This window comes from Streptomyces lasiicapitis, assembly GCF_014646335.1.
Classification (GTDB): Bacteria; Actinomycetota; Actinomycetes; order Streptomycetales; family Streptomycetaceae; genus Streptomyces; species Streptomyces lasiicapitis.
The window spans coordinates 1-22,795 of record NZ_BMNG01000031.1 but is presented as its reverse complement, the minus strand read 5'-3'; the positions used below and the strand labels follow the sequence as shown (position 1 = coordinate 22,795).

General features: G+C 72.4%; 20 protein-coding genes. 13 read left to right on the top strand and 7 right to left on the bottom strand.

Annotated features, from left to right (window positions below):
• Nucleotides 1-68 precede the first annotated feature (68 nt).
• Both IEY91_RS40800 and IEY91_RS40795 read right to left on the bottom strand, forming a co-directional pair.
• Nucleotides 69-1,292 carry a L,D-transpeptidase gene (locus tag IEY91_RS40800; RefSeq protein ID WP_373288134.1) on the bottom strand — a complete coding sequence of 408 codons (1,224 nt, stop codon included), beginning with the start codon at nucleotides 1,290-1,292 and terminating at the stop codon, nucleotides 69-71.
• Between the two features lie 139 nt (nucleotides 1,293-1,431).
• Nucleotides 1,432-2,190, bottom strand: a complete 759-nt coding sequence (locus IEY91_RS40795) for a hypothetical protein (protein ID WP_189177816.1) — start codon at nucleotides 2,188-2,190, stop codon at nucleotides 1,432-1,434.
• A 104-nt stretch (nucleotides 2,191-2,294) separates the two neighbouring features.
• On the opposite strand from IEY91_RS40795, the gene ggt reads away from it, so the two are divergent.
• Nucleotides 2,295-4,166: a gamma-glutamyltransferase gene (gene ggt / locus IEY91_RS40790; protein ID WP_189177815.1), complete on the top strand. Its 1,872-nt coding sequence runs from the start codon at nucleotides 2,295-2,297 to the stop codon at nucleotides 4,164-4,166.
• A 116-nt stretch (nucleotides 4,167-4,282) separates the two neighbouring features.
• Here ggt and map read toward each other — a convergent pair whose 3' ends face one another.
• Nucleotides 4,283-5,050: a type I methionyl aminopeptidase gene (map, locus tag IEY91_RS40785; protein WP_164318830.1), complete on the bottom strand. Its 768-nt coding sequence runs from the start codon at nucleotides 5,048-5,050 to the stop codon at nucleotides 4,283-4,285.
• Nucleotides 5,051-5,100: 50 nt separating this feature from the next.
• Here map and IEY91_RS40780 point away from each other — a divergent pair, with 50 nt between their 5' ends.
• The gene (locus IEY91_RS40780) at nucleotides 5,101-5,352 is read left to right on the top strand and encodes a helix-turn-helix domain-containing protein (protein ID WP_164318828.1); all 252 of its coding nucleotides are present in this window, start codon (nucleotides 5,101-5,103) and stop codon (nucleotides 5,350-5,352) included.
• A gap of 2 nt (nucleotides 5,353-5,354) precedes the next feature.
• On the opposite strand, the gene IEY91_RS40775 is transcribed toward IEY91_RS40780, so the two are convergent.
• Genes IEY91_RS40775 through IEY91_RS40765 form a run of 3 tightly spaced genes read right to left on the bottom strand, consistent with a single transcriptional unit; the run spans nucleotide 5,355 to nucleotide 8,472 of the window.
• Nucleotides 5,355-5,786, bottom strand: a complete 432-nt coding sequence (locus IEY91_RS40775) for a MarR family winged helix-turn-helix transcriptional regulator (RefSeq protein ID WP_189177827.1) — start codon at nucleotides 5,784-5,786, stop codon at nucleotides 5,355-5,357.
• Nucleotides 5,786-7,228: an MFS transporter gene (locus tag IEY91_RS40770; protein ID WP_189177814.1), complete on the bottom strand. Its 1,443-nt coding sequence runs from the start codon at nucleotides 7,226-7,228 to the stop codon at nucleotides 5,786-5,788. Before IEY91_RS40770 ends, IEY91_RS40775 begins: the two co-directional genes overlap by 1 nt.
• Nucleotides 7,229-7,278: 50 nt before the next feature.
• A complete protein-coding gene (locus IEY91_RS40765; protein WP_189177813.1) occupies nucleotides 7,279-8,472 on the bottom strand; it encodes a Cmx/CmrA family chloramphenicol efflux MFS transporter in 1,194 nt (397 codons plus the stop codon).
• Between the two features lie 194 nt (nucleotides 8,473-8,666).
• Here IEY91_RS40765 and IEY91_RS42460 point away from each other — a divergent pair, with 194 nt between their 5' ends.
• The 7 genes from IEY91_RS42460 (at nucleotide 8,667) to IEY91_RS40735 (ending at nucleotide 16,762) form a co-directional block, all read left to right on the top strand.
• Nucleotides 8,667-8,801 carry a hypothetical protein gene (locus tag IEY91_RS42460; RefSeq protein WP_268240961.1) on the top strand — a complete coding sequence of 45 codons (135 nt, stop codon included), beginning with the start codon at nucleotides 8,667-8,669 and terminating at the stop codon, nucleotides 8,799-8,801.
• A 169-nt stretch (nucleotides 8,802-8,970) separates the two neighbouring features.
• Nucleotides 8,971-10,485 carry a hypothetical protein gene (locus IEY91_RS40760; RefSeq protein WP_189177812.1) on the top strand — a complete coding sequence of 505 codons (1,515 nt, stop codon included), beginning with the start codon at nucleotides 8,971-8,973 and terminating at the stop codon, nucleotides 10,483-10,485.
• A 181-nt stretch (nucleotides 10,486-10,666) separates the two neighbouring features.
• A complete protein-coding gene (locus IEY91_RS40755) occupies nucleotides 10,667-11,509 on the top strand; it encodes a nitrilase-related carbon-nitrogen hydrolase (RefSeq protein ID WP_164318820.1) in 843 nt (280 codons plus the stop codon).
• Entirely contained in the window at nucleotides 11,506-12,786 is a 1,281-nt protein-coding gene (locus IEY91_RS40750) for an aspartate aminotransferase family protein (RefSeq protein WP_164318818.1), read from the top strand. The genes IEY91_RS40755 and IEY91_RS40750 overlap by 4 nt, the downstream gene beginning before the upstream one ends.
• 31 nt (nucleotides 12,787-12,817) lie before the next feature.
• Entirely contained in the window at nucleotides 12,818-14,221 is a 1,404-nt protein-coding gene (hydA, locus tag IEY91_RS40745; RefSeq protein ID WP_164318816.1) for a dihydropyrimidinase, read from the top strand.
• A 10-nt stretch (nucleotides 14,222-14,231) separates the two neighbouring features.
• On the top strand, nucleotides 14,232-15,230 hold the full coding sequence (locus IEY91_RS40740) for a TIGR03842 family LLM class F420-dependent oxidoreductase (protein ID WP_189177811.1): 999 nt from the start codon (nucleotides 14,232-14,234) through the stop codon (nucleotides 15,228-15,230).
• A gap of 20 nt (nucleotides 15,231-15,250) precedes the next feature.
• Complete coding sequence (locus IEY91_RS40735; RefSeq protein ID WP_189177810.1) at nucleotides 15,251-16,762, top strand: NCS1 family nucleobase:cation symporter-1; 1,512 nt, start codon at nucleotides 15,251-15,253, stop codon at nucleotides 16,760-16,762.
• A gap of 32 nt (nucleotides 16,763-16,794) precedes the next feature.
• Here the strand turns inward: IEY91_RS40735 and IEY91_RS40730 are convergent, their stop codons facing one another.
• A complete protein-coding gene (locus tag IEY91_RS40730; protein ID WP_189177809.1) occupies nucleotides 16,795-17,670 on the bottom strand; it encodes a class I SAM-dependent methyltransferase in 876 nt (291 codons plus the stop codon).
• Nucleotides 17,671-18,149: 479 nt separating this feature from the next.
• Between IEY91_RS40730 and IEY91_RS40725 the strand changes: the two genes are divergently transcribed.
• The 4 genes from IEY91_RS40725 to IEY91_RS40710 all read left to right on the top strand — a co-directional run.
• On the top strand, nucleotides 18,150-19,223 hold the full coding sequence (locus IEY91_RS40725; RefSeq protein WP_164328058.1) for a sensor histidine kinase: 1,074 nt from the start codon (nucleotides 18,150-18,152) through the stop codon (nucleotides 19,221-19,223).
• Complete coding sequence (locus IEY91_RS40720) at nucleotides 19,205-19,888, top strand: response regulator (RefSeq protein WP_164318809.1); 684 nt, start codon at nucleotides 19,205-19,207, stop codon at nucleotides 19,886-19,888. Before IEY91_RS40725 ends, IEY91_RS40720 begins: the two co-directional genes overlap by 19 nt.
• Before the next feature lie 113 nt (nucleotides 19,889-20,001).
• A complete protein-coding gene (locus IEY91_RS40715) occupies nucleotides 20,002-20,709 on the top strand; it encodes a DUF4232 domain-containing protein (protein ID WP_189177808.1) in 708 nt (235 codons plus the stop codon).
• A gap of 490 nt (nucleotides 20,710-21,199) precedes the next feature.
• The coding region (locus IEY91_RS40710; RefSeq protein ID WP_373288133.1) for a sensor histidine kinase at nucleotides 21,200-22,795 on the top strand (1,596 nt) is incomplete at its 3' end.

The window sequence follows — 22,795 nt, the reverse complement described above, 5'->3', positions numbered from 1 at the left end:
CGCCCCGGTAACGATTGTTGACGCGAGTGTCATCTGGGGCTTCCGGTTTCGGTGCGCCAGTTGGTGCGTCAGGAGGTCTGCTTCAGCGCGCTCTTGGCCTGCCAGTCCGCCCAGGACAGGTTCCACAAGCCGTAGCCGTTGCCCGGGTCCGGCGTGCCCTTGGAGCCGGAGCCCGTGACCTCGAAGGGGTCGCCGACCTGGACCTGGCCGTACAGCCAGGAGGCGTCGGAGGTGCTCATGCCGACGCAGCCGGAGCTGTGGTTGGTGTTGCCGAAGTACGAGGCGTTCCAGGGCGCCGCGTGCGCGTACATGCCCGACCAGGTGAGCCGCATCGAGTAGTCGACCATCTTGTCGTAGGCGTCGCCGAGGCCGACGGTCTCGGAGCGCATGTTGATCGTGCCCTCCTTGGCCATCAGGACCGACGTGCCGCCCCAGGAGGCCTTCTCGCCGCCGGGGGTGCCCGCCGACATCGGCACGCGCTTGACGGACTCGCCGTCCCGCGTCAGCGTCGCCGTCTTGCTGTCCAGGTTCACCTTGACGACCTGGTTCTTGCCCACGGTGACGGCGGTGTCGTAGTCGCGTACGAACCAGCCGCCCTGCGCGCCCGAGTCGACGCCGTTGAGCTGGGCGTCCAGCTCCACCTTGGTGCCGGACTTCCAGTACTCCTCGGGGCGCCAGTCGACGCGGTCCTTGCCGTCGTAGTTCTTGATCCAGCCCCAGGACCCGGCGGTGTCGTTGGACGTGCTGACCTTGAGGTGCTTCTCGACCTCGGCCTTGTTCTTCACCGGGTTGTCGAACACGATCGACAAGGGCTGGGCCACGCCGACGGTCTTGAGGTTGCTGCCCGGCGTGATCGTGACCTTGTTGACCTGCTCGGGCGCGGCCGTCTTGAAGGCCTTCTTCGCCTCGCCGCCCTCGTCGGTGGTGGCCCGCACCGTGTAGCTGGTGCCGGGGGCCGCCTTGCGCGCGGAGGTCCAGCTGCGGCCGTCGGCGGCGACCTTGCCCGCCAGCTTCGTGCCCTCGGCGTCGGCGACCGCGACGTCCTTCAGCTTCGCGTCCTTGGTGGCCAGCTTCACGGTGACGGGGACGCCCGCCTTGGCCTGGCTGCCGGTGAGGTTCACGGAGACCTTCGGCTTCTCCGCCTTGGCGTCGTCACCGGAACCGGAGCCGGAGCCGCCGCCCGAGCAGGCGGACAGGGCGGCCGCGAGGGCCGCGACGCCCGCGACGGCGGCGTGGCGGGGGCGTATGGAGCGTCGGCGGTTCGACGAGCTCAGAGACCTGCGGGACCTCAAGGAAACGTACCTCCGTGCGGATGTTCACTGCCTGCCCGGAGAGAGAGTGCGGAAGGTCCCTTTGGGTTCCCTGTCGACCGGAAATCGCCGACTACGTCATAGAGGCGTTATTCGCGGCATACGTTCCGTGGGCGCGCGCTCACTTGGCGCGATGGGAGTTGCGCGCCCCGGTCGGCGCCGGGAGCGGCTCCTGGGCGGCGCGCGTGACGTCCGCGACGAGCTCGACCACGTCCGGTCCGTACGCCTGCGAGTTCACGACCTTCAGGAGCAGCGCGAAGGAGTTGTTGCCGTGCTTGCGGGCGAGGCGTTCGTGGTGGCGGGCCAGATAGCGCGACGCCGCCTGGTTGGTGATGGCGCGCTGCCCGCAGAAGAGGAAGACGGGCCGCGCCTCCTGCGGCTGCCCGGCGGTGAGGCGGGCCAGGATGACGTACTCGGTACGGCCGCCCTCCATGCGGTAGCGCTCGCTGCCGATCTGGAAGGCGCCCCGGTCCGGGCCGGGCTCCGGCTCGGTGTTGACGCGCACGCCGGGCAGCAGGGAGTGCATGTGCGCGGCCATGCGGCGGTGCACCGCCGGGTTGCCGACGCAGAACTCGGTGCGCTCGCCGAAGCCCTGCTGCACCGCGTCGTGCGCGACGACCTGGGAGTGCGCGCCGCAGTCCTTGATCAGTGCGGCCAGCTCCAGGAGTGAGAACACGTCGTGGCGCGTCACGGTCAGCTCGGGCCCTGTCGCCTCGCGGTTGACCACGAGCAGCGACTCGGAGTTCGCGGGCAGCCCGAAGAAGGCCTGCTTGCGCCGGAGCTTGCGCTTCCACACCTGCGTACGGAGGAGCCAGCCCAGGGCGGCGCTCACGACGACCGCGAGCAGGCCGAGGACGAGATGGCGCACGTCTTCAGTCATGAGGGCGCATGCTAGCGGCCATTCGGAGCCTCGTTCGAAGACCCCATGGCGACGCGGGGGACCCGAAGTTACGCTGCGCAGACGGCTGTTGACTGGAGGTACGAATGCGTCGCGGTGTCGTACGGAAAATGACGCTTTGGACGGTCGGCGGGGTATTGGTGACGGTCGGTGCGGCCGCGCCCCCTTCGCCTTCGCCCTCAGCGCAACCGGGCACAGGAGCCGAATCGGCCACAGCGGCCGAAGCCGGCGCAAGACCGGAATCGGCCGCTTCGGCCCCGGAGAAGACGCCGGTGGCCGTCGGCCACGGCGGCGCGGTGGCGAGCGTCGACCAGGACGCGTCCGCCGCCGGCATCGAGGTCCTGAGGAAGGGCGGCAACGCCGTGGACGCGGCGGTCGCCACGGCGGCGGCGCTCGGCGTGACCGAGCCGTACTCGGCGGGCGTCGGCGGCGGCGGTTACTTCGTGTACTACGACGCGAAGTCCCGCACGGTGCGCACCCTCGACGGCCGCGAGACCGCGCCGCGCACCGCGGACTCCGGCCTCTTCCTGGAGAACGGCAAGCCGCTGCCGTTCGCGGACGCCGTCACCAGCGGCCTCGGCGTGGGCACCCCCGGCACGCCCGCCACCTGGCAGGAGGCGCTCGACTCGTGGGGGAGCGAGGACCTCGGCACGGTCCTGAAGCCCGCGGAGCGGATCGCGCGGCACGGCTTCAAGGTCGACAAGACCTTCCGCGCGCAGACCGAGACCAACCAGGCGCGGTTCGCGGACTTCCCCGCCACCGCGGAGCTGTTCCTGCCGGGCGGGAAGCTGCCCGTGGTCGGCTCCACGTTCAAGAACCCCGATCTCGCGCGGACGTATGACGAGTTGGGCCGCGAGGGCGTCGACGCGCTCTACCACGGCAAGCTCGGCCGTGACGTGGTCCGCACCGTCAACAAGCCGCCCGTGGACCCCGAGTCCGACCGCGAGGCCCGCCCCGGCGACCTGTCCATGAAGGACCTGCGCGACTACGAGGTGAAGCGCCGCGCCGCGACGAGGACGTCCTACCGCGGGTTCGGCGTCTACTCCATGGCGCCCTCGTCCTCCGGCGGCACCACCGTCGGCGAGGCCCTGAACATCCTGGAGCGCACCGACCTCTCCAAGGCCTCGCAGAAGCGCTATCTGCACCGCTACATCGAGGCCAGCCGCATCGCCTTCGCCGACCGGGGCCGCTGGGTGGGCGACCCCGCCTTCGAGGACGTACCGAAGAAGCAGCTGCTCTCGCAGAGGTTCGCGGACTCCCGGGAGTGCCTGATCAAGGACGACGCGGTGCTCAAGAGCCCGCTCGCGCCCGGCAACCCGAGGCATCCTGCGCCCTGCGCCAGCACGGGCGAGGCGGCCCCGACGACGTACGAGGGTGAGAACACCACGCATCTGACGGTGGCCGACAAGTGGGGCAACGTCGTCGCGTACACCCTCACCATCGAGCAGACGGGCGGCAGCGGGATCACCGTGCCGGGGCGCGGGTTCCTGCTGAACAACGAGCTGACCGACTTCTCCTTCGCGCCGGCCAACCCGGCCGTGCACGACCCGAACCTGCCGGGTCCCGGCAAGCGGCCGCGCTCGTCGCTCTCGCCGACCATCGTGCTCGACGGGCGCGACCGGCCGGTCGTGGCGCTCGGCTCGCCGGGCGGCGCGACCATCATCACGACCGTGCTGCAGACCCTGACCGGCTTCCTGGACCGGGACATGCATCTGGTCGACGCCATCGCGGCGCCGCGCGCCAGTCAGCGCAACGCCGCGCAGACCGAGCTGGAGCCGGGGCTTTGGAACAGCCAGGTGCGGCGCGATCTGGAGGCGATCGGGCACTCCTTCAAGCAGAACCCGGAGATCGGGGCCGCGACCGGTGTGCAGCGGCTCGCGGGCGGTCAGTGGCTCGCGGCGGCGGAGAAGGAGCGGCGGGGCGGAGGGTCGGCGATGGTGGTGAAGCCGCGGTCGTAGGCCGCGCACGGTGACCCCGGGTCCGCGCCGCCCTGCTCGCGAGGGGGCGCGGACCCTTTCGTGATGCGGCATGCCGGCCACGTACCCGGACACCGCTCCGCCCGATTCCGGGCGCCCTACAGGGCCGTCAGGACGCGCGGTCCCGCGCGCGTGATCGCCACCGTGTGCTCCGCGTGCGCGGCGCGGCTGCCGTCGTCCGTGCGCAGTGTCCAGCCGTCCGGCGCGGTGTGGAAGAAGTCCTTGCCGCCCGCGAGCAGCATCGGCTCGATGGCGAGCACCATGCCGTGCCGCAGTGGCATGCCGCTGCCGGGGCGGCCCTCGTTCGGCACCCCGGGGTCCTCGTGCATGGTGCGGCCGATGCCGTGCCCGCCGAAGCCCTCGAGGATGCCGTAGCCCGCGGTCCGGCAGACCGTGCCGATCGCGTGCGCGATGTCACCGATGCGGTTGCCCACGACGGCCGCGGCGATGCCCGCGGCCAGGGCGCGCTCGGCGGTCTCGATCAGGCGGACGTCCTCGGGGCGCGGGGTGCCGACGATGAAGCTGATGGCCGAGTCGCCCGCCCAGCCGTCCAGGACGGCGCCGAAGTCCACTGACAGCAGGTCTCCGTCGCACAGGCGATAGCCGTCCGGGACGCCGTGCACCACCGCGTCGTTGACCGACGTGCAGAGCGTGGCGGGGAAGGGGACCGGCGCGAACGACGGGTGGTAGTGCAGGAACGGCGAGGTGGCGCCCGCGTCCTTGAGGACCTGGTGCGCCACCTCGTCGAGGTCCCGCAGCGTGACGCCGACGGCCGCCGCCCGGCGCACCGCGGCCAGGGCGCGCGCGACCACGCGGCCCGACTCGCGCATCGCGTCGATGGATGTGTCTGTCTTGAGTTCGACCATGCCAATTACTATACCGGTATTTAAATGGCGTCCGGGGGTAGGATGGCGACATGGTGCGCACCCCACTGACCCCCGAAGAGCGTGAACGCGGCGAGAGACTCGGCCGTCTGCTGCGCGAGGCGCGCGGCGCGCGGAGCATGGTGGAGGTGGCCGCGAGCGCCGGGATCTCGGCGGAGACCCTCCGCAAGATCGAGACGGGGCGGGCCCCGACGCCCGCCTTCTTCACCGTCGCTGCCCTGGCGGTGGCGCTGGAGCTGTCGATGGACGACGTGGCCCGGACCTGCGCGCTGGTTCCCGTCTGAGGTCAGCCCAGCAGCTTCGACACCACGCGGTCGAGGGCCTCGATGTCCTCGCGGGGGAGGGCGAGCAGGTCGTCCGGCGGGACGGTGAGGATCGCGATGGCGCGGTCGGCGGCCGCCTTGCCCTCGGCGGTGAGGCGGACCAGCTTGGAGCGCCGGTCGACGGGGTGGGCGACGCGTTCGGCGAGGCCGCGCTTCACCAGGTCGTCGACGATGACAGTCGTGTACGGAGGGTCGGCGCTCATCCGCTGCGCCAACTCCCGCAGAGTGAGCGGGCCGGGGGCGATCCGGCGCAGGGCACGGATGCGGCTGAAGCTCATGCCGAGCGCGTCGGCGACTTCCTTGCGGCGGTTGTGGCGGTCCGCCACGAGGGTGTTCAGCCCCTGCCAGACCCGCGTGGCCGTCTCCAGGGTGGCGTCGTCGCCCGGGCGCTCCATCAAGTCTTCACCGTCGTTCTCGTCTCCTCGGCGGCCAACCGCTCCGCGGTGAGCCGGGCCGTGGACCGGGCCCAGCGGCCAGAGGTGAGCGTACCCACCAGGAGTACCGCGCCGCCGCACCCGGCGATGATCCACCAGGCCGTCCGGCTCGCCTCGATGAAGGCCGCCGTGCCCCTGTGCGTACCGGCCGCCATGAGTGCGCCGATGACCGCCACGCCCAGCGACTGGCCGAACTGGCGACAGGCCGAGGCCACCGCGGCGGCGACGCCCGCCTGTGCGCGCGGCATCGCGGACACGGCGGTGTTGGTGATCGGGGCTGTGACCATCCCGAAGCCGATGCCGAACAGCGCGTAGGCGCAGAACAGCGGCGCCACCGAGAGATGGGCGGAGTACGTGAGTGCCTGCAGTACGGCGCTCGCGGACAGCGCGGCCCCGGCTGCCACCAGAGGTACGCGGGGTCCCCGGGCCGCGAGGATCCGCCCGGAAAGCGGTGCGCCGATCAGGGCCATCAGTGCCATGGGCAGCATGAACAGACCGGCGTGCAGCGGGTCCAGGCCTCGTACGTTCTGCAGGTAAAGGGAGCTGACGAAGAGGAAGCCGCCCAGCGCGAAGAACGAGGCGACAGCGATGACGGTCGCCCCCGCGAACGGCGCGGAACCAAAGAACCGCAGGTCGATGAGGGGGTCGGTGCGTCGGGGCTCGTACCGCAGCAGCCCGAGGAGCGCGCACAGCGCCGCGATCGCGCACGCGACGACGAGCGGCGAGGTCCAGCCCCGGACCGGTGACTCGATGATCGCGTACGTCACCGTGGCGAGCAGGACGACGACCAGGACCTGGCCGACCGGGTCGGCGCGGCGTGGACGTGCGGCGCGGGACTCGGGTATGTACCGCCGGGTCAGGGCGAGCGCGGCCAGGCCGATGGGCACGTTGATCCAGAAGATGGCCCGCCAGCCGGCCGACTCCACGAGCGCGCCGCCGATGATCGGTCCCGCGGCCATGCTGATGCCGACGACGCCGCTCCACGCGCCGATCGCGCGGGCGCGCTCGCGGGAGTCGGGGAAGGTGTTGCTGAGGATCGACAGGGCGACGGGGTTGAGCATCGAGCCCCCGACCGCCTGGAGCACGCGTGCCGCGATCAGCCAGTTCAGCCCCGGGGCCGCGCTGCACAGCAGCGAGGCCCCGGTGAAGACCGTCAATCCGACCTGGAAGACGCGGCGTCGGCCCACCCTGTCGGCGAGTGAGCCGGAGAACATCAGCAGGCTCGCCAGGGTGAGGGTGTAGCCGTCGACCGTCCATTGCAGCCCGGACGTGGAGCTGTGCAGGTCGTCCTGGATGGACGGCAGCGCGACGTTCAGAGCGGTGACGTCGAGGCTGACGATCAGCAGGCTCATGCAGCACACGGCGAGGACCGACCAGCGTTGACGAGGGGTGAGGTGGGTCATGCGAGCCCCCGGAAAGTAGTTGTGTCTCTATAATCATTACAGCGACACAACTAAATGTTCAAGGCGATCTTCCGGCCCTGTCGGCGCCGTCGGGCGAGCAGTGCCACGCCCGCCGTAGTGAGCGCCAGCGTCACCAGCAGGGCGCTGACCCACAGCGGCGAGCGGTAGCCCAGGCCGGCCGCGATCGCCTGACCGCCCGCCCAAGGGCCCACCGCCGCGCCGATGTTGAGGGCGGCCGTAGCGAACCCGCCCGCCAGCGTCGGCGCTCCCGTGGCCGCGTACAACGCCTGCGAGATCAAGGTGGAGCCGACCGCGAACGACAGCAGCCCCTGGGTGAAGGCCAGGGCGACCACCGCGACCGGGTTGCCCGCCGTGAGCGCGAGCGCCGTCCAGCCCGCGAGCAGCGCCACCGCGCCGCCCACCAGGAGTGGTACCGGCCGGGTGTCGGCGAAGCGTCCGCCGAGCGCGACGCCCACCGAGGAGCCGAGCCCGAACAGGGCGAGGAGCGCGGGCACCCACGCGTCGCCGATGCCGGTGACGTGCGTGGCCAGGGGTTCGAGGTAGGTGAAGGCGCAGAACGTCGCGCCGTTGACCAGGGCGCCGAGCAGGAGGGTCAGGAGGAGCTGGGGTGAGCGCAGTGCCCGCAGCTCTGTGCGGGCGGTTCCGCTCCCGGCCTTGGTGCCGGTGGTGGCGGTGCGCGCGTCCGCCGGTACCGCCCGTGCGACGGCGATCACGGCCGGCACCGAGAGCAGGGCCACCGCCCAGAACGCGGCCCGCCACCCCCACAGTTGGCCGAGCAGCGCGCCGCCCGGTACGCCCGCGACGCAGGCGAGCGTGGTGCCGCCGAGCAGGATCGAGGTGGCCCGGCCCTTGGCGTCCGGCGCGACCAGGCCGGTCGCGGTGGCGAGGGCCACGGCGAGGAAACCGGCGTTGGCGAGGGCGCCGACGACGCGGGTGCCGAGCAGTACGGCGTAGCTGGTGGTCAGCGCGCCCACCACATGCGCGAGCAGGAACGTCACCAGGAAGCCGAGGAGGGCGCGGCGGCGCGACCAGCGCAGGCTCAGCACCGCCATCGAGGGCGCCCCGACAATCATTCCGACGGCGAACGCCGAGGTCAGCGACCCGGCGGCCGGGACCGACACCTCCATGTCGGCGGCGATGTCCGACACCAGGCCGGACAGCATGAACTCGGACGTGCCCTGTGCGAACACGGCGAGGGCGAGCAGATACAGGACGAATGGCACAGCGAATCTCCGCAACCACAGCGTGGATCGACGTGACCCGCACGGGCGACGGGCAGCCCTCGGCGGCGCGGGGGCGGACCACCGCGCAGGGCCGCGCGACTGCCGCGCGGGTGAGTGGGAAAGGGGTGATCAAGAAGGGGGGAAGCAGTCCGTGACTACGGCACTGCGGCGATCCCGTGACGGAGAGAGTGCCCGTGGCCGAGAGGGTGAAGGCGTGCGGCGTCGAAGAGCGGCACTGCGTGCGCGAACGGCACAGCTTCCGCGTCGCCGTCAGGGCGGCGCGGGCACCGAGGAACTCGACGGGCAGCCACCGGAACGCCGGTGGCTAGAGTCTGTTCGCCTCGGGACTGGACATGTGCGCAGACTAGCCACGCTTCACGTCGCACGTCCAAGTAATTAACGAAGCCTTCGGAAAACCGCGTGTAGCCGTCCCGTAACGCGTCTGGTGTTATCTTCCGGACCGGCAGACTCCAGTCTCCCAGGGGGCGGTGCCCGACGATGGCAGTGGGACAACTCCCGGACCAAGTCCGGGAGTTCGCGAAATACCTGAACGAGCTCATGGCCCGGATCGACCAGGGCGACGGGTGGTGCGGGGTGTTCTGGTCCCGTGACCCGGACGGCATGCGCGCCTGCCTGGAGGGCGCCGAGGTGCCGCCCTGGGACGTCGTCCAGGCGCTGTTGCACGACCTCGCGGCCGACTCCGGGGTGGGCGTCGCGCACGTCGAGACGGGGCGGGCGCGGGCGCTGCACGCCGCGTCGGTCGCCGCGTACGACGACCGGCCCGGTGGCCGTGAACTCCTCAGCGACCGGCTCGACCTGATGCTCCAGGAGCAGCGGTTCGCCCTGGAGCGCCAGCAGGAACTCGCGCGGGCCCTCGCCGTCGCGGCCACGCCCGACGAAGTGGACCGCATCCACCTGGACCTGGCATGGGTGCGCGACGACCACGAGCGCGCCGCCGCGCGCTGCGGTGAGCTGCGCGCCCGCATGGAGCGCCTCGACCGGACGCGGGCACCGCAGTGGATGGACTTCGGCGGCCCGGGGCACGACGGGGTGTTCCCGAACCAGGCGCAGAGCCAGGACCACCCTCCCGCCGACGCCGACGGATACGTCTCCGCGTACGCCCCTGACCACCGCACTCCCGACCACCGCACTTCCGAAGGCCCCGTCCCCGAAAGCCCCACCCCCGCCGACCCCCCACCCCCCGCCACCCCCCGCGTCCCCCGCCAGTCCGCCCCCCGCCGCCGCCCCCGAGGCGCCCGCTTCGCCGGGATCGAGGCCGGGGAGGCGGACGTGCTCGGCCCCCTCCCCGCCCCGCCGTCCGACGAGCCGTCCGCCGACGGCAGGACCCCCCGAGGCGCCCGCTACGCCCAGGCCATGGACGCCGCCCCACGCACCCCGAAGCGGTCCCGGACGGCCGACCCGACGGCAGCCGAGGCCGCCGAAGCACGTGCCACCGCCGAACACGCCGCTGTCGACGCCCGCCTCGCCGACGAACGCGCCACCGTCGACGCCGTCAAGGCGCTGATCCGGCTGCGCGGCGAGGGCCGCAGCGGCGAGGCGCACGGAGTGCTCGTGGAGGCGGCGGGCTGGCCCGCGGCCCGGCTTCCGCTGTTCGCCGAGGAACTGCACCACGCGGGCCTCGCCGCGGACTGGGCGACCCTGCTGTGGGAGGCCGCCTCGCTGCCGCCCGACCGGCTCGTCGCCGTCGCCGACGCGCTCGCCGGGGCGGGCCGCGCCGACGACTGCCGCAAGCTGCTGCGCCAGGGCGTGGCCCGGCCCGCCCCGGAGATCGCCGAGTCCCTGATCGCCCTCGCCGACGCGGGGCGCGACCGGGAGGCCGGGGCCCTCCTTGACGCGTACGTCCGCGTGCGCAGCGCCGAGGACGTCGCGGCCTGCGCGCACACCGACCCGCCCCGGCTCATCCCGCTGCTCCTGCAGGCGGCGAAGGCCGCGTCGGACGAGCGCCACTGGGACCTCGTACACGCCCTGCGGGTCGCGGGCTTCACCACCTGAGGCCCCGCCCGCCCCCGCGCCCGGCGTGCCGCTTCTCACCCGCCCGGGTGCGAAACATGATCGACTCCGCCGCGTTACGACGATGGTCTTGGCAAGGCCGTCGATGGGGCTTACGTTCGTCTGTCTACGCATGAATCTACGGGCGTAGAGGCTCTCTGACGTCCCGTCGAAGGAGCAGCTCATGGCCAATGTCGTACGCGCCGCACTGGTCCAGGCGACCTGGACAGGCGACACCGAATCCATGATCGCCAAGCATGAGGAACACGCTCGCGAGGCCGCCCGGCAGGGCGCCAAGGTCATCGGTTTCCAAGAGGTTTTCAACGCCCCCTACTTCTGCCAGGTCCAGGAGCGGGAGCACTACCGCTGGGCGGAGCCGGTCCCGGACGGGCCGACCGTGCGCCGCATGCAGGACCTCGCGCGCGAGACCGGCATGGTGATCGTCGTGCCTGTCTTCGAGGTCGAGCAGTCCGGCTTCTACTACAACACCGCGGCCGTCATCGACGCCGACGGCAGCTATCTGGGCAAGTACCGCAAGCACCACATCCCCCAAGTCAAGGGATTCTGGGAGAAGTTCTACTTCCGCCCGGGCAACGCGGGCTGGCCCGTCTTCGACACCGCAGTCGGCCGCGTCGGCGTCTACATCTGCTACGACCGCCACTTCCCCGAGGGCTGGCGCCAGCTCGGCCTGAACGGCGCCCAGCTCGTCTACAACCCGTCGGCCACCTCCCGCGGCCTGTCCGCCTACCTGTGGCAGCTGGAGCAGCCCGCGGCGGCCGTCGCCAACGAGTACTTCGTCGCGGCGATCAACCGCGTCGGCCAGGAGGAGTACGGCGACAACGACTTCTACGGCACGAGTTACTTCGTGGACCCGCGCGGGCAGTTCGTCGGCGAGACGGCGAGCGACAAGGCGGAGGAACTCGTCGTGCGCGACCTGGACTTCGACCTGATCGACGAGGTCCGCGAACAGTGGGCGTTCTACCGGGACCGCCGCCCGGACGCGTACGAAGGGCTGGTCAACCCGTGAAGGATCTCTACTCCCGGCACCGGGCCGTCCTGCCGGACTGGCTCGCGCTGTACTACGACGAGCCGCTCGAACTCACCCACGGCGAGGGCCGCCACGTCTGGGACGCCGCGGGCCGGCGCTACCTCGACTTCTTCGGCGGCATCCTCACCACCATGACGGCGCACGCGCTGCCCGACGTCACCAAGGCCGTCGCGGAGCAGGCAGGCCGGATCATCCACAGCTCGACGCTCTACCTGAACCGCCCCATGGTCGACCTCGCCGAGCGCGTCGCCGCCCTGTCCGGCATCCCGGACGCGCGCGTGTTCTTCACGACGTCGGGCACGGAGGCGAACGACGCGGCGCTGCTCCTCGCCACCGCCCACCGCGGCTCGAACCAGATCCTGGCGATGCGCAACAGCTACCACGGCCGCTCCTTCAGCGCCGTCGGCATCACCGGCAACCAGAGCTGGTCACCCACGAGCCTGTCGCCGTTGCAGACGCTGTACGTCCACGGGGGCGTCCGCGGCCGCGGGCCCTACGCCGCCCTGAGCGACGCCGAGTTCATCGAGGCGTGCGTCGCCGACCTGCGGGACATGCTGGGGCAGACGCGCGGTGTCGCGGCGCTCATCGCCGAGCCGATCCAGGGCGTCGGCGGCTTCACCTCACCGCCCGACGGGCTCTACGCGGCCTTCCGCGACGTCCTCGCCGAGCACGGCATCCTGTGGATCGCCGACGAGGTGCAGACCGGCTGGGGCCGCACCGGCGACCACTTCTGGGGCTGGCAGGCGCACGCCGCGTCCGGCCCACCGGACCTGCTCACGTTCGCCAAGGGCATCGGCAACGGCATGTCCATCGGCGGTGTCGTCGGCCGCGCCGAGATCATGAACTCCCTGGACGCCAACTCCATTTCGACGTTCGGCGGCTCGCCGGTGACGATGGCCGCGGGCCTCGCCAACCTCACGTACCTCCTGGAACACGATCTGCAGGGCAACGCCCGCCGGGTCGGCGGGCTGCTCATCGAGCGGCTGCGGGCGATCAGCGCGCACCTGCCCGTCGTACGCGAAGTGCGCGGGCGCGGACTGATGATCGGCCTCGAACTGGTCAAGCCCGGCACCGACGAGGCGAATCCGCAGGCGGCGGCGGCCGTGCTCGAAGCGGCCCGCGAGGGCGGTCTGCTCGTCGGCAAGGGCGGCGGGCACAACACCAGCGTCCTGCGCATCGCGCCACCGCTCTCGCTGACGGTAGCGGAGGCGGAGGAAGGCGCCGCGATCCTCGAACAGGCCTTGCAGGACGTCTAGTTCACCCGTTTCACCTAGGGAGCGCATCACCATGAGTACCCGCACCCTGATCCGCGGCGGTCTGGTCGTGACCGCCGCCGAGGAGCTGCACGCCGATGTGCTGATCGAGGACGGCCGGATCGCGGCGCTCGCCGCGCGCGGCACCGAGGCCGCCGCGGCCTGGACCGCGGACCGCGTCATCGACGCGAGTGACAAGTACGTCGTCCCGGGCGGCGTCGACGCGCACACGCACATGGAGTTCCCGTTCGGCGGGACCTTCTCCTCCGACGACTTCGAGACCGGCACCCGGGCGGCGGCCTGGGGCGGCACCACCACCATCGTCGACTTCGCCGTCCAGTCCCCGGGGCACTCCCTGCGCGAGGGCCTGGACGCCTACTACGCGAAGGCGGACGGGAAGTGCGCGATCGACTACGCCTTCCACATGATCGTCTCCGATGTGAACGACCGCACGCTCAAGGAGATGGACCTGCTCGTCGAGGAGGGCATCACCTCCTTCAAGCTCTTCATGGCCTACCCGGGCGTCTTCTACAGCGACGACGGGCAGATCCTGCGCGCCATGCAGCGCTCGTCGGTCAACGGCGGCCTGATCATGATGCACGCGGAGAACGGCATCGCGATCGACGTCCTGGTGGAGCAGGCGCTCAAACGCGGCGAGACCGATCCGCGCTACCACGGCGAGGTCAGGAAGGCGCTGCTCGAAGCCGAGGCCACGCACCGCGCGATCCGCCTCGCGCAGGTCGCCGGCGCGCCCCTCTACGTCGTGCACGTCTCCGCGGAGGAGGCCGTCGCCGAGCTGATCACCGCGCGGGACAAGGGACTTCCCGTCTTCGGCGAGACCTGCCCGCAGTATCTGTTCCTGTCCACGGACAACCTCGCCGAGCCGGACTTCGAGGGCGCCAAGTACGTCTGCTCCACGCCGCTCAGGCCCCGCGAGCACCAGGCGGCGCTGTGGCGGGGCCTCAGGACCAACGACCTCCAGGTGGTCTCCACCGACCACTGCCCGTTCTGCTTCACCGGCCAGAAGGAGCTCGGCCGCGGCGACTTCTCGAAGATCCCCAACGGTCTTCCCGGCGTCGAGAACCGCATGGACCTGCTCCACCAGGCAGTCGTCGACGGGCACATCAGCCGCCGCCGCTGGATCGAGATCGCCTGCGCCACCCCGGCCCGCATGTTCGGCCTCTACCCGAAGAAGGGCACCCTCGCCCCCGGCGCCGACGCGGACGTCGTCATCTACGACCCCGCCGCGACGCAGGTGCTCTCCGCCGAGACGCACCACATGAACGTCGACTACTCGGCGTACGAAGGAAAGCAGGTCACCGGCCGCGTCGAGACCGTCCTCTCGCGCGGCGAACCGGTCGTGGACCGGCGGGAGTTCACCGGTCGCGCCGGGCACGGCGTCTACACGCCGCGCGCGACCTGTCAGTACCTGGACTAGGAGGCAACACGTGGATTTCGGACTCGTCCTGCAGACCGACCCGCCCGCGTCCGCGGTCGTCGGCCTGATGCGGCGCGCGGAGCGGAGCGGCTTCCGCTACGGCTGGACCTTCGACTCGTCGGTCCTGTGGCAGGAACCCTTCGTGATCTACAGTCAGATCCTGGAACACACCGACCGGTTGACCGTGGGCCCGATGGTGACCAACCCGGGCACCCGCACCTGGGAGGTCACTGCCTCCACCTTCGCCACGCTCAACGACATGTTCGGCAACCGCACCGTGTGCGGCATCGGCCGCGGCGACTCCGCGATGCGCGTCGCGGGCCGCAGCCCCAACACCCTTGCCCGCCTGGGCTATTCGATCGACGTGATCCGCGACCTCGCCGAGGGACGGGAGGCCGACATAGGAGGTCAGCGCCTGCGCATCCCGTGGGTGCGGGACGGCAAGTTGCCCGTGTGGATGGCGGCGTACGGACCCAAGGCGCTCGCGCTCGCCGGGCAGAAGGCCGACGGGTTCATCCTCCAGCTCGCCGACCCGTATCTGACGGAGTGGATGGTCAAGGCCGTGCGCGACGCCGCCGCCGCGGCCGGACGCGATCCGTCGGCCGTGAAGATCTGCGTGGCCGCGCCCGCGTACGTGAGCGCCGACCTGGACCACGCGCGCGAGCAGTGCCGGTGGTTCGGCGGCATGGTCGGCAACCACGTCGCCGACCTCGTCTCCAAGTACGGCGAGCACTCCTCCATGGTCCCGGAGGCGCTCACCGCGTACATCAAGGAACGCGAGGGCTACGACTACAGCCACCACGGCCGCACCGGCAACCCCGACACCGCCTTCGTGCCCGACGAGATCGTCGACCGCTTCTGCCTGCTCGGCCCGGCCGCCGCGCACATCGAGAAGCTGCGGGCACTCAAGGAACTGGGCGTGGACCAGTTCGCGCTGTACGCCATGCACGACGCGCGGGAGGCCGTCATCGACGCGTACGGCGCGGAAATCATCCCGGCCCTGGCCTGAAATCCCCTGGCCGCCCGCCCATGACCGACACCGCGCCCACCCAGCGGGCGGCCGACGACGGCCGCGTCGAGCTGATACCCGGCGCCTACCCCCACGACAGCCCCTTCGCCAACGACGACCTCAAGCCGATCCCGCTCGCCGAACGCCACTGGACCACCTACAACTTCGCCGCCCTGTGGGTCGGCATGGCCCACAACATCCCGTCCTGGACGCTCGCCTCCGGCCTGGTCGCGCTCGGCATGGACTGGAAGCAGGCCGTCTTCACCATCGCGCTCGCCAACGTCGTCGTGCTGCTGCCGATGCTGCTCACCGGGCACGCGGGACCCAAGTACGGCATCCCGTTCCCGGTGCTCGCGCGCGCCTCCTTCGGTGTGCGCGGCGCGAACCTGCCCGCGCTGATCCGGGCCGCCGTCGCCTGCGGCTGGTTCGGCATCCAGACCTGGATCGGCGGGCAGGGCATCTTCGTCCTGCTCAACGAGGTCTTCGGCGGCGCGTGGGCGGACGCCTCGCACATCGGCGGCTACCCGTGGACGCTGTGGCTGTGCTTCGTCGCCTTCTGGGCGCTGCAACTGGCCATCATCCACCGGGGCATGGAGACGCTCCGGCGGTTCGAGAACTGGGCCGCGCCCTTCGTGCTCGTCGGCGCCGTCGTACTCCTCGTCTGGATCTCCGACAAGGCGGGCGGACTAGGCCCGCTGCTCGACCAGAAGTCCGAGCTCGGCTGGGGCGCCGACTTCTGGCCGGTCTTCTTCCCCGCCCTCATGGGCATGATCGGCTTCTGGTCCACGCTGTCCCTGAACATCCCGGACTTCACCCGCTTCGGCAAGGGACAGCGGGCGCAGGTGTGGGGCCAGACCCTCGGCCTGCCCACCACGATGACGGCGTTCGCGCTGCTCTCCGTCCTCGTCACCTCCGGCTCGCAGGCGGTGTACGGGGAGCCCATCTGGGAGCCGGTGGACCTCGCCGCGAAGGCGGACAACGTCTTCGGTCTCCTTTTCGCGCTGGTGACGGTGCTCGTCGCGACGGTGTCCGTTAACATCGCGGCGAACGTCGTCTCGCCCGCGTACGATCTCGCGAACCTCGCGCCGCGCCTCATCAACTTCCGTACGGGCGCGCTGATCACGGGCGTCGTGGGCGTCCTCATCTTCCCCTGGAAGCTCATCGAGACGCCCGAGCTGTACATCTACGTCTGGCTCGGTGTGGTCGGCGGGCTGCTCGGCACCGTCGCCGGAATCCTCATCGCCGACTACTGGGTGGTACGGCGCACCGCCCTCGAACTGGCCGACCTGTACCGGCCCGAGGGACGCTACTGGTACACCGACGGCTGGAACTGGCGGGCCGTCGTCGCCTTCGCGGTGGGCGGGGTGCTCGCCGTCGGCGGCTCCCACTCGGACCCGGGGAAGGGGCCGTTCCCCCGGGACGGAATGATCCCCTTCCTCAAGCCGCTCGCGGACTACGGGTGGGCGGTGGGTCTGGGGGCCGCGTTCGCCGTGTACTTGGGGCTGATGTGGTCGCGCAGGGAGCAGCGGTGAGGGGTGCGGGCAGGTCGTAGGGAAGTGGCGGCTCAGCTCGGGCGCGCGGCCGTCACCAGCCACACCCGCGCCTTCATCCGCACCCCGCGCCCGCCCGCGTACGGCGACAGCACGTCCTCCATGGCCTTGCGGGTGACCCTCGGCACGGCGGCGTCCGGGGTGCGGGAGAGCAGGAAGCCGACGGCGTCCGAGGGGTCCTTGCCCCAGTACGTCTCGATGGTCAGCGCCGTCACGTCCACGTCCGTGTAGGCGGCGAGGGCGGCCCGGATCGTGCGGGGGTCGCTGAGGGAGGCCATCGCGGCGCGGGCGTCGGCGGACTCGGGGGACGCGGTGGCGCCCTGGGCGCCGAGGAGACTCGCCAGCGTGCCGAGCGCGCGGGACTCCTCGATGTCGGGGCTCGCGGGCTGCGGACAGGCGAACACCAGGCGCCCGCCGGGCCGCAGCGCGCGGGCGATGTTGCCGAACGCCGCCGCGTGGTCGGCGAAGAACATCACGCCGCCCCTGCTGATCGCCACGTCGTACCCGCCCGCAGGGAAGGGGTGCGTCTGGGCGTCGCCCCTTTCGTACGAGACGTTGGGGACGCCCTCGGCCGCGGTGCGGGCACGGGCCCGCGCGAGCAGCGGCTCGGAGATGTCGACGCCGACCGCGCGCCCGCCGCCCGCGAGCCGGGCCGCGATCCGCGTGACCGTGCCCGCACCGCAGCCGATGTCCAGGACGCGGTCCCCGTCCCCGATCGCCGCCGCCGCGAACAGGTGGTCGTTGAGGTCGCCGCTCATGGCGTCGTAGCGGTCCTGCTGCTCGGCCCAGTGGCGGCCTACGGGGCCGTTCCAGATGGCTTCCTGGCGGGCGTTGGGGAGGGAGGCGGGGCGGGTGTCGTACCGGGACTTGGGGCGGGCGTGCGTGGTCATGGCGGCTCCTTCACCGGTGGGGCGTCGCCGGGGACGCCGTGTACGTGGTGCCGATGGTGGCCGTGCGCGGGCCCGGCGGTCGTCGTACCGGCGAAGGCAGTCGTGGCTACCTCGCCGGGGCCGGAGCGCCGCGGAACTACTGCCGCGGGAGTAGCGCGGGAACGGTCCGCACGACCGACGCCGCCGTCCGCACCGGCGCTTAGGGTGCGGGCATGCAGGGGGAACGTGTGAACCAGCGACGTGAGGGCCGACTACGTGTGGGCCGGCAGGGCGGGAAGCCGCAGGACGGGAAGCCGCAAGGCGGTGAGCCGCAAGGCGTGAAGGCGCAAGGCGTGAAGCCGGAAGACGTGAAGTCGCGAGGCGGGAAGCAGCGTGGCGCCGCCGTGCGGCCGCCGGTGTTCGACGGGCACGACCACCTGGACGACCCGAAGGCGCGGCTCGCCGTCGCCGGCCTGGCCGTGACCGTCGCCGTCTTCGTCATGCTCGCGACGGCGTACGAGGGCGGCGCCGACGCCCTCGACTACGCCCTGGTCGCCGTGGGTTCCCTCGCGCTCGCCGCGTTCGGCCGCGTGCCCCGTATCGTCCTCGCCGTCACCACGGCCTGCATGGTCGCCTTCGTGCTGCACGCCGAGCCGACCACGGCCGCGGCGTTCCCCGTGCTGGGCGCGGTGCACATCGCCGCCCACGGCCGGCACCGGCTCCTGGCCGCCGGCACGGGACTCGCCTTCCTCGGCGCGTTCTTCGCCGCCGACCCCGGCGGGGACGGCGCCGTCGAGCGGACCCTGCTGCTCACCGGGTGGTTCGTGTGTGCCGCCGCCATGGGCGTCGCGGCCAAGACCTGGCAGGCGTACGTGCACCAGACCGAGGAGCGTGCCCTGGAGGCCGAGCGCACCCGGGAGGAGGCCGCGCTGCGCCGGGCCGGGGAGGAGCGCCTGCGCATCGCCCGCGAACTGCACGACTCCCTCACGCACAGCATCTCCATCGTCAAGCTGCAGGCCGGTGTCGCCGTGCACCTGGCGCGCAAGCGCGGCGAGGAGGTGCCGCCCGCGCTGCTCGCCATCCAGGAGGCCAGCGGCGAGGCCATGCGCGAACTGCGCGCCACCCTGGAGGTGTTGCGCACCGACGCGCCCGCCGGCAGCCCCGCCCTGCTCGTCGAGCGCGCCCGGTCGGCCGGGCTGCCCGTCGAGCTGACGGTCACCGGACGCGAGCGGGCGCTGCCGCCGGAGCTGGAACTCGGGGTCTACCGGATCGTCCAGGAGAGCCTCACCAACGCCGCCCGGCACGCGGTCGGCGCCGAGTCCGTCGGCGTCCATCTCGACTACGGGGAGCGGCAGGTGGTGGTCCGGGTGGACGACGACGGGGTCGCGCGCCCCGGCGGGGCCCTCGCGCACGGCGTCGGTCTCACCGGGATGCGCGAGCGCGTCGAGGCGCTCGGCGGCGCGCTGCGGGCGGGGGCGCGGGACGAGGGCGGGTTCTCGGTACGGGCCGAACTGCCGGTGGATTCACCGGGGGCACCGGTCGAGGCACAGGGGGCATGGGAGACGCAGGGGTGATCCGGGTCGTGCTGGTCGACGACCAGGCCCTGATGCGGGCCGGGTTCCGGGCGCTGCTCGACGCCGAGGACGGCATCGAGGTGGTGGGGGAGGCCGCGGACGGGGAGCAGGGGGTGGCGCTGGTCCGGGAGTGCGTGCCCGACGTCGCGCTCGTCGACGTACAGATGCCGGTCCTCTCCGGCATCGAGGCCACGCGCCGCATCGCCGCCGACCCGAGCCTGTCCGCCGTACGCGTCGTCATCCTCACCAACTACGGCCTGGACAGCTACGTCTTCGAGGCGCTGCGCGCCGGGGCCAGCGGCTTCCTGCTCAAGGACACCGAGCCCGCGGACCTGCTCCAGGCCATCGAGGTCGTCGCGCGCGGGGACGCGTTGCTCTCGCCGTCCGTGACCCGCCGCCTCATCGGCGAGTTCGTGGCCCGGCCGCCGGACCGCGCGACGCCGCCCGGCATGGAGGGCCTCACGCGCCGGGAGCGCGAGGTGACGGCCCTCGCGGCCCGCGGCCTGACCAACGAGGAGATCGCGGCGCACATGGTCATCAGCCCGTTCACGGCGAAGACGCACGTGAGCCGTGCGATGACCAAGCTGGGCGCGCGGGACCGGGCCCAGCTCGTCGTCTTCGCCTACGAGTCGGGGCTTGTGCGGGCCCGTGGCGGGGAGCAGTAGGGGACTCCCTGTCCGGGGTGGGCCGATGATCGCCGCTTCGCGGCTCGTCCTCAAGCGCCGGACGGGCTCATTCCCCGGCTACCCGCTGAGGATCCGCGTGACATGATCCGCGCGTGACTCACCTCTCGTACCGACGCGCCGCCGCCCTCTGTGTCCTCGCGATACTCGCCGCCGGCTGCGGGCAGTCGGCGGACTCAGGGCGGGACGGGGCGGGCGGGGCCTCGACCCGTGTGGCGGGGCAGGGCGGGGCGGTCCCCTCGCACGGCGTCACGCCGGACGCCCTGCCGACCGAGGCCTCGGACGGGCCGTACTACGGCGAACTGACCGAGCCCCGGCTGGCGGAGCGGCCGGCCCAGGCGAGCCGGGACTGCCGGGGGAAGAAGGGGCTTCTGGTCGAGCCGGGGCCCGTCGACGCGGCGATGGGGCTGCGTGCGATGACGGTGACGCTGACGTACTGCGGCACCGGCAGCTTCCACCTCGACGGTTACCCGGAGCTGCGGGTGCTCGACTCGGATCGCGAACCCGTCGACGTACGCAGTCTCAAGGGCACGGACGCGATCACCACCGGCATGCGCGACCCCGGGCCGCACCCCGTGACGCTCGCGCCCCGCCAGTCGGCGACGGCGGCCGTGGTGTGGCGCAACACCTACACCGACACGAGCGAGCCCCCCGTCAGGGCCCCGCACCTGCGGGTCGTCGCGGCCCCCGACGCCCCCGCCAGGACCGTCACGCCGCACGGCGGCATCGACCTCGGCAGCACCGGGCGCATCGCGACGACGGCCTGGGAGAAGTTCACGCGCCGGGGAGCGGACGGCCAGTAGGTCTCTGTCCGCCACCGCCACAGGGCACGCCGTGCGCCGTCGAAGGATGGCTGGAAATCGTCGTAGCGGGAACAGGTTTTCGGCCGCGGGAAGGTTCCTTCCCGCGGGAGATGGCCGACGCGAGGAGGGTGCCGGTGGCCTTGGCGGCCGGGGCGCCGCCGTGCTGCCTGGATCATCGGGGGCGTGCGTTCCGGTAACACGCGCCCGGCCCGCAGGAGCCCTTTCACGACGAACCTTCCGGACAGTGACCCACGTCGCTGAATGCCCGCTTCCGCTGTGCGATCTTGTGACTAGCATGACCACCACAAGTGCCGTCGGAAGACAGCGCCAGAGGGCGGACTCCCCTCGCGACGGCACCCAGTTGAGGGCGGGCTGTTTCCTTTTTGGGCCCGCGCACCCGTGCCGACCCCGAGGGACCGGAATGACACAGCCCGCCGATCGCCGTCCGGACCGCACCCCGAACACCCGGCGAACGGCATACACGCTGCCTGTGTGTCTCCTCGCCGCCGCAGCCGTGGCGGGCGCCGCCGTCGCCGCGCTCGCGCCGGCCGACGCGCGCGGCTGGGTGGCCGCGGCCGGGGCCGGCGGCTGGGTGCTGCTGGCCGTCGTGGTGTGCGTCGGGCTCAGGACGGCGGGCGGGCTGCGGACGCGGCTCGCCGACGCCGAGGGTGAACTGCTCGGCGTGCGCGGCCAGTTGGACCACCGCACCGCCGAGGACATGGGCCTGGCCCAGGTGACCCTGCCCGGGGTGGCGCGCATGGTGCGCGAGGGCGCCGCTCCCGACGACGTGCTGCGCCAGACCCGGCAGCCCGCGCTGCCGTCCCAGGCCGAACTGCTGCGCGTCTGTGTGACCGCGCTCGCCGACGCCGAACAGCGCGCCGCCGCCGCCACCGCGGCCGAGCGGCGCGCCGCCGACGACCTGGCCCGCGTCGCCGGAGACGTACGACTCCTTGCGACCGAGACGCTCCCGGACGTCGTCGCCACCCTGCGCGGCGGCGCCTCCGTGGACCGCGTCCTCGCGGGCATACGCTGGCCCGAGGACCCAGTGCTGCGCGAGCTGACCGAGGCCGCCGTGCGCGAACTCGCCCTCAGCGAGCGGCGCGCCGCCGCCGCGCAGGCCGCGAGCGCCAAGGCCCTCAGCCGCGTCCAGGCCAAGTCCGTGAGCATGCTGGCCGACCTGCGCGACATGCAGGACCGGCACGGCGAGGAGGTCTTCGGCGACCTGCTCCGGCTCGACCACAGCACCTCGCAGCTCGGCCTCATGACCGACCGCCTCGCGCTCCTCATGGGCGGCCGCTCCAGCCGCGCCTGGAACAAGCCCATCGTGATGGAGTCCATCCTGCGCGGCGCCGTCGGCCGCATCGCCGCCTACCAGCGGGTGCGGCTGCACTGCTCGACCCGGGTCGCCGTCGTCGGCTTCGCCGCCGAGGGCGTGATGCACCTGCTCGCCGAACTCACCGACAACGCCGCGAACTTCTCGCCGCCCACCGACGAGGTCCACGTCTACGTGGAGGAGTCCCGCACCGGCGTCGTCATCACCATCGAGGACAGCGGCCTCAGGATGTCCGAGGCCGCCCTGCGCCGGGCCGAGGAGTCGGTGTCCGGGCGGATGACCGACCTCGCGCTGCTCCAGGGCACCCGCCTCGGCCTCGCCGTGGTCGGCGGCCTCGCGCGGAAGTACGGCATGAGCGTCAGCTTCCGGCCGTCTGCGCGCGGTGGCACGGGTGTCGTCGTCCTGCTGCCCCCGCAGCTCGTCGCGCAGGAGCCGCAGCCCGAGCGCGCCCCGGCGGCCGACGCGGGCGCGCCCGCCGCGCACGGAGTCGGAGCCGTCCCCACCCAGGCCTCCGCCCCCGCCGCCGAGACCCCGACGGCACCCCGGCTCGCGCCCGCCGACGCGGCCGAGCACAGCCCGGCGCGCGAGCGCACCGCCGACGGGTCCGACGAGTACGGCCGGTTGCCGGGGCACGCGCCGCTCGGCGGCACGCGTCCGGGCGGGCCCGGCACGGGGGACGGCGGGACCGACGGGCGGGGCGCCGCTCTGGCCGGCGGGACCGACGGGCGGGGCGCCGCCTTGGCCGGTGGGACC

What these genes read in the sequence shown, in the direction of transcription:
- IEY91_RS40795 (WP_189177816.1), bottom strand. Translation starts at nt 2,190, where the DNA reads ATGACTGAAGACGTGCGCCATCTCGTCCTCGGCCTGCTCGCGGTCGTC.
- ggt (WP_189177815.1), top strand. Translation starts at nt 2,295, where the DNA reads ATGCGTCGCGGTGTCGTACGGAAAATGACGCTTTGGACGGTCGGCGGG.
- map (WP_164318830.1), bottom strand. Translation starts at nt 5,050, where the DNA reads ATGGTCGAACTCAAGACAGACACATCCATCGACGCGATGCGCGAGTCG.
- IEY91_RS40780 (WP_164318828.1), top strand. Translation starts at nt 5,101, where the DNA reads ATGGTGCGCACCCCACTGACCCCCGAAGAGCGTGAACGCGGCGAGAGA.
- IEY91_RS40775 (WP_189177827.1), bottom strand. Translation starts at nt 5,786, where the DNA reads ATGGAGCGCCCGGGCGACGACGCCACCCTGGAGACGGCCACGCGGGTC.
- IEY91_RS40770 (WP_189177814.1), bottom strand. Translation starts at nt 7,228, where the DNA reads ATGACCCACCTCACCCCTCGTCAACGCTGGTCGGTCCTCGCCGTGTGC.
- IEY91_RS40760 (WP_189177812.1), top strand. Translation starts at nt 8,971, where the DNA reads ATGGCAGTGGGACAACTCCCGGACCAAGTCCGGGAGTTCGCGAAATAC.
- IEY91_RS40755 (WP_164318820.1), top strand. Translation starts at nt 10,667, where the DNA reads ATGGCCAATGTCGTACGCGCCGCACTGGTCCAGGCGACCTGGACAGGC.
- hydA (WP_164318816.1), top strand. Translation starts at nt 12,818, where the DNA reads ATGAGTACCCGCACCCTGATCCGCGGCGGTCTGGTCGTGACCGCCGCC.
- IEY91_RS40735 (WP_189177810.1), top strand. Translation starts at nt 15,251, where the DNA reads ATGACCGACACCGCGCCCACCCAGCGGGCGGCCGACGACGGCCGCGTC.
- IEY91_RS40730 (WP_189177809.1), bottom strand. Translation starts at nt 17,670, where the DNA reads ATGACCACGCACGCCCGCCCCAAGTCCCGGTACGACACCCGCCCCGCC.
- IEY91_RS40725 (WP_164328058.1), top strand. Translation starts at nt 18,150, where the DNA reads ATGCTCGCGACGGCGTACGAGGGCGGCGCCGACGCCCTCGACTACGCC.
- IEY91_RS40720 (WP_164318809.1), top strand. Translation starts at nt 19,205, where the DNA reads ATGGGAGACGCAGGGGTGATCCGGGTCGTGCTGGTCGACGACCAGGCC.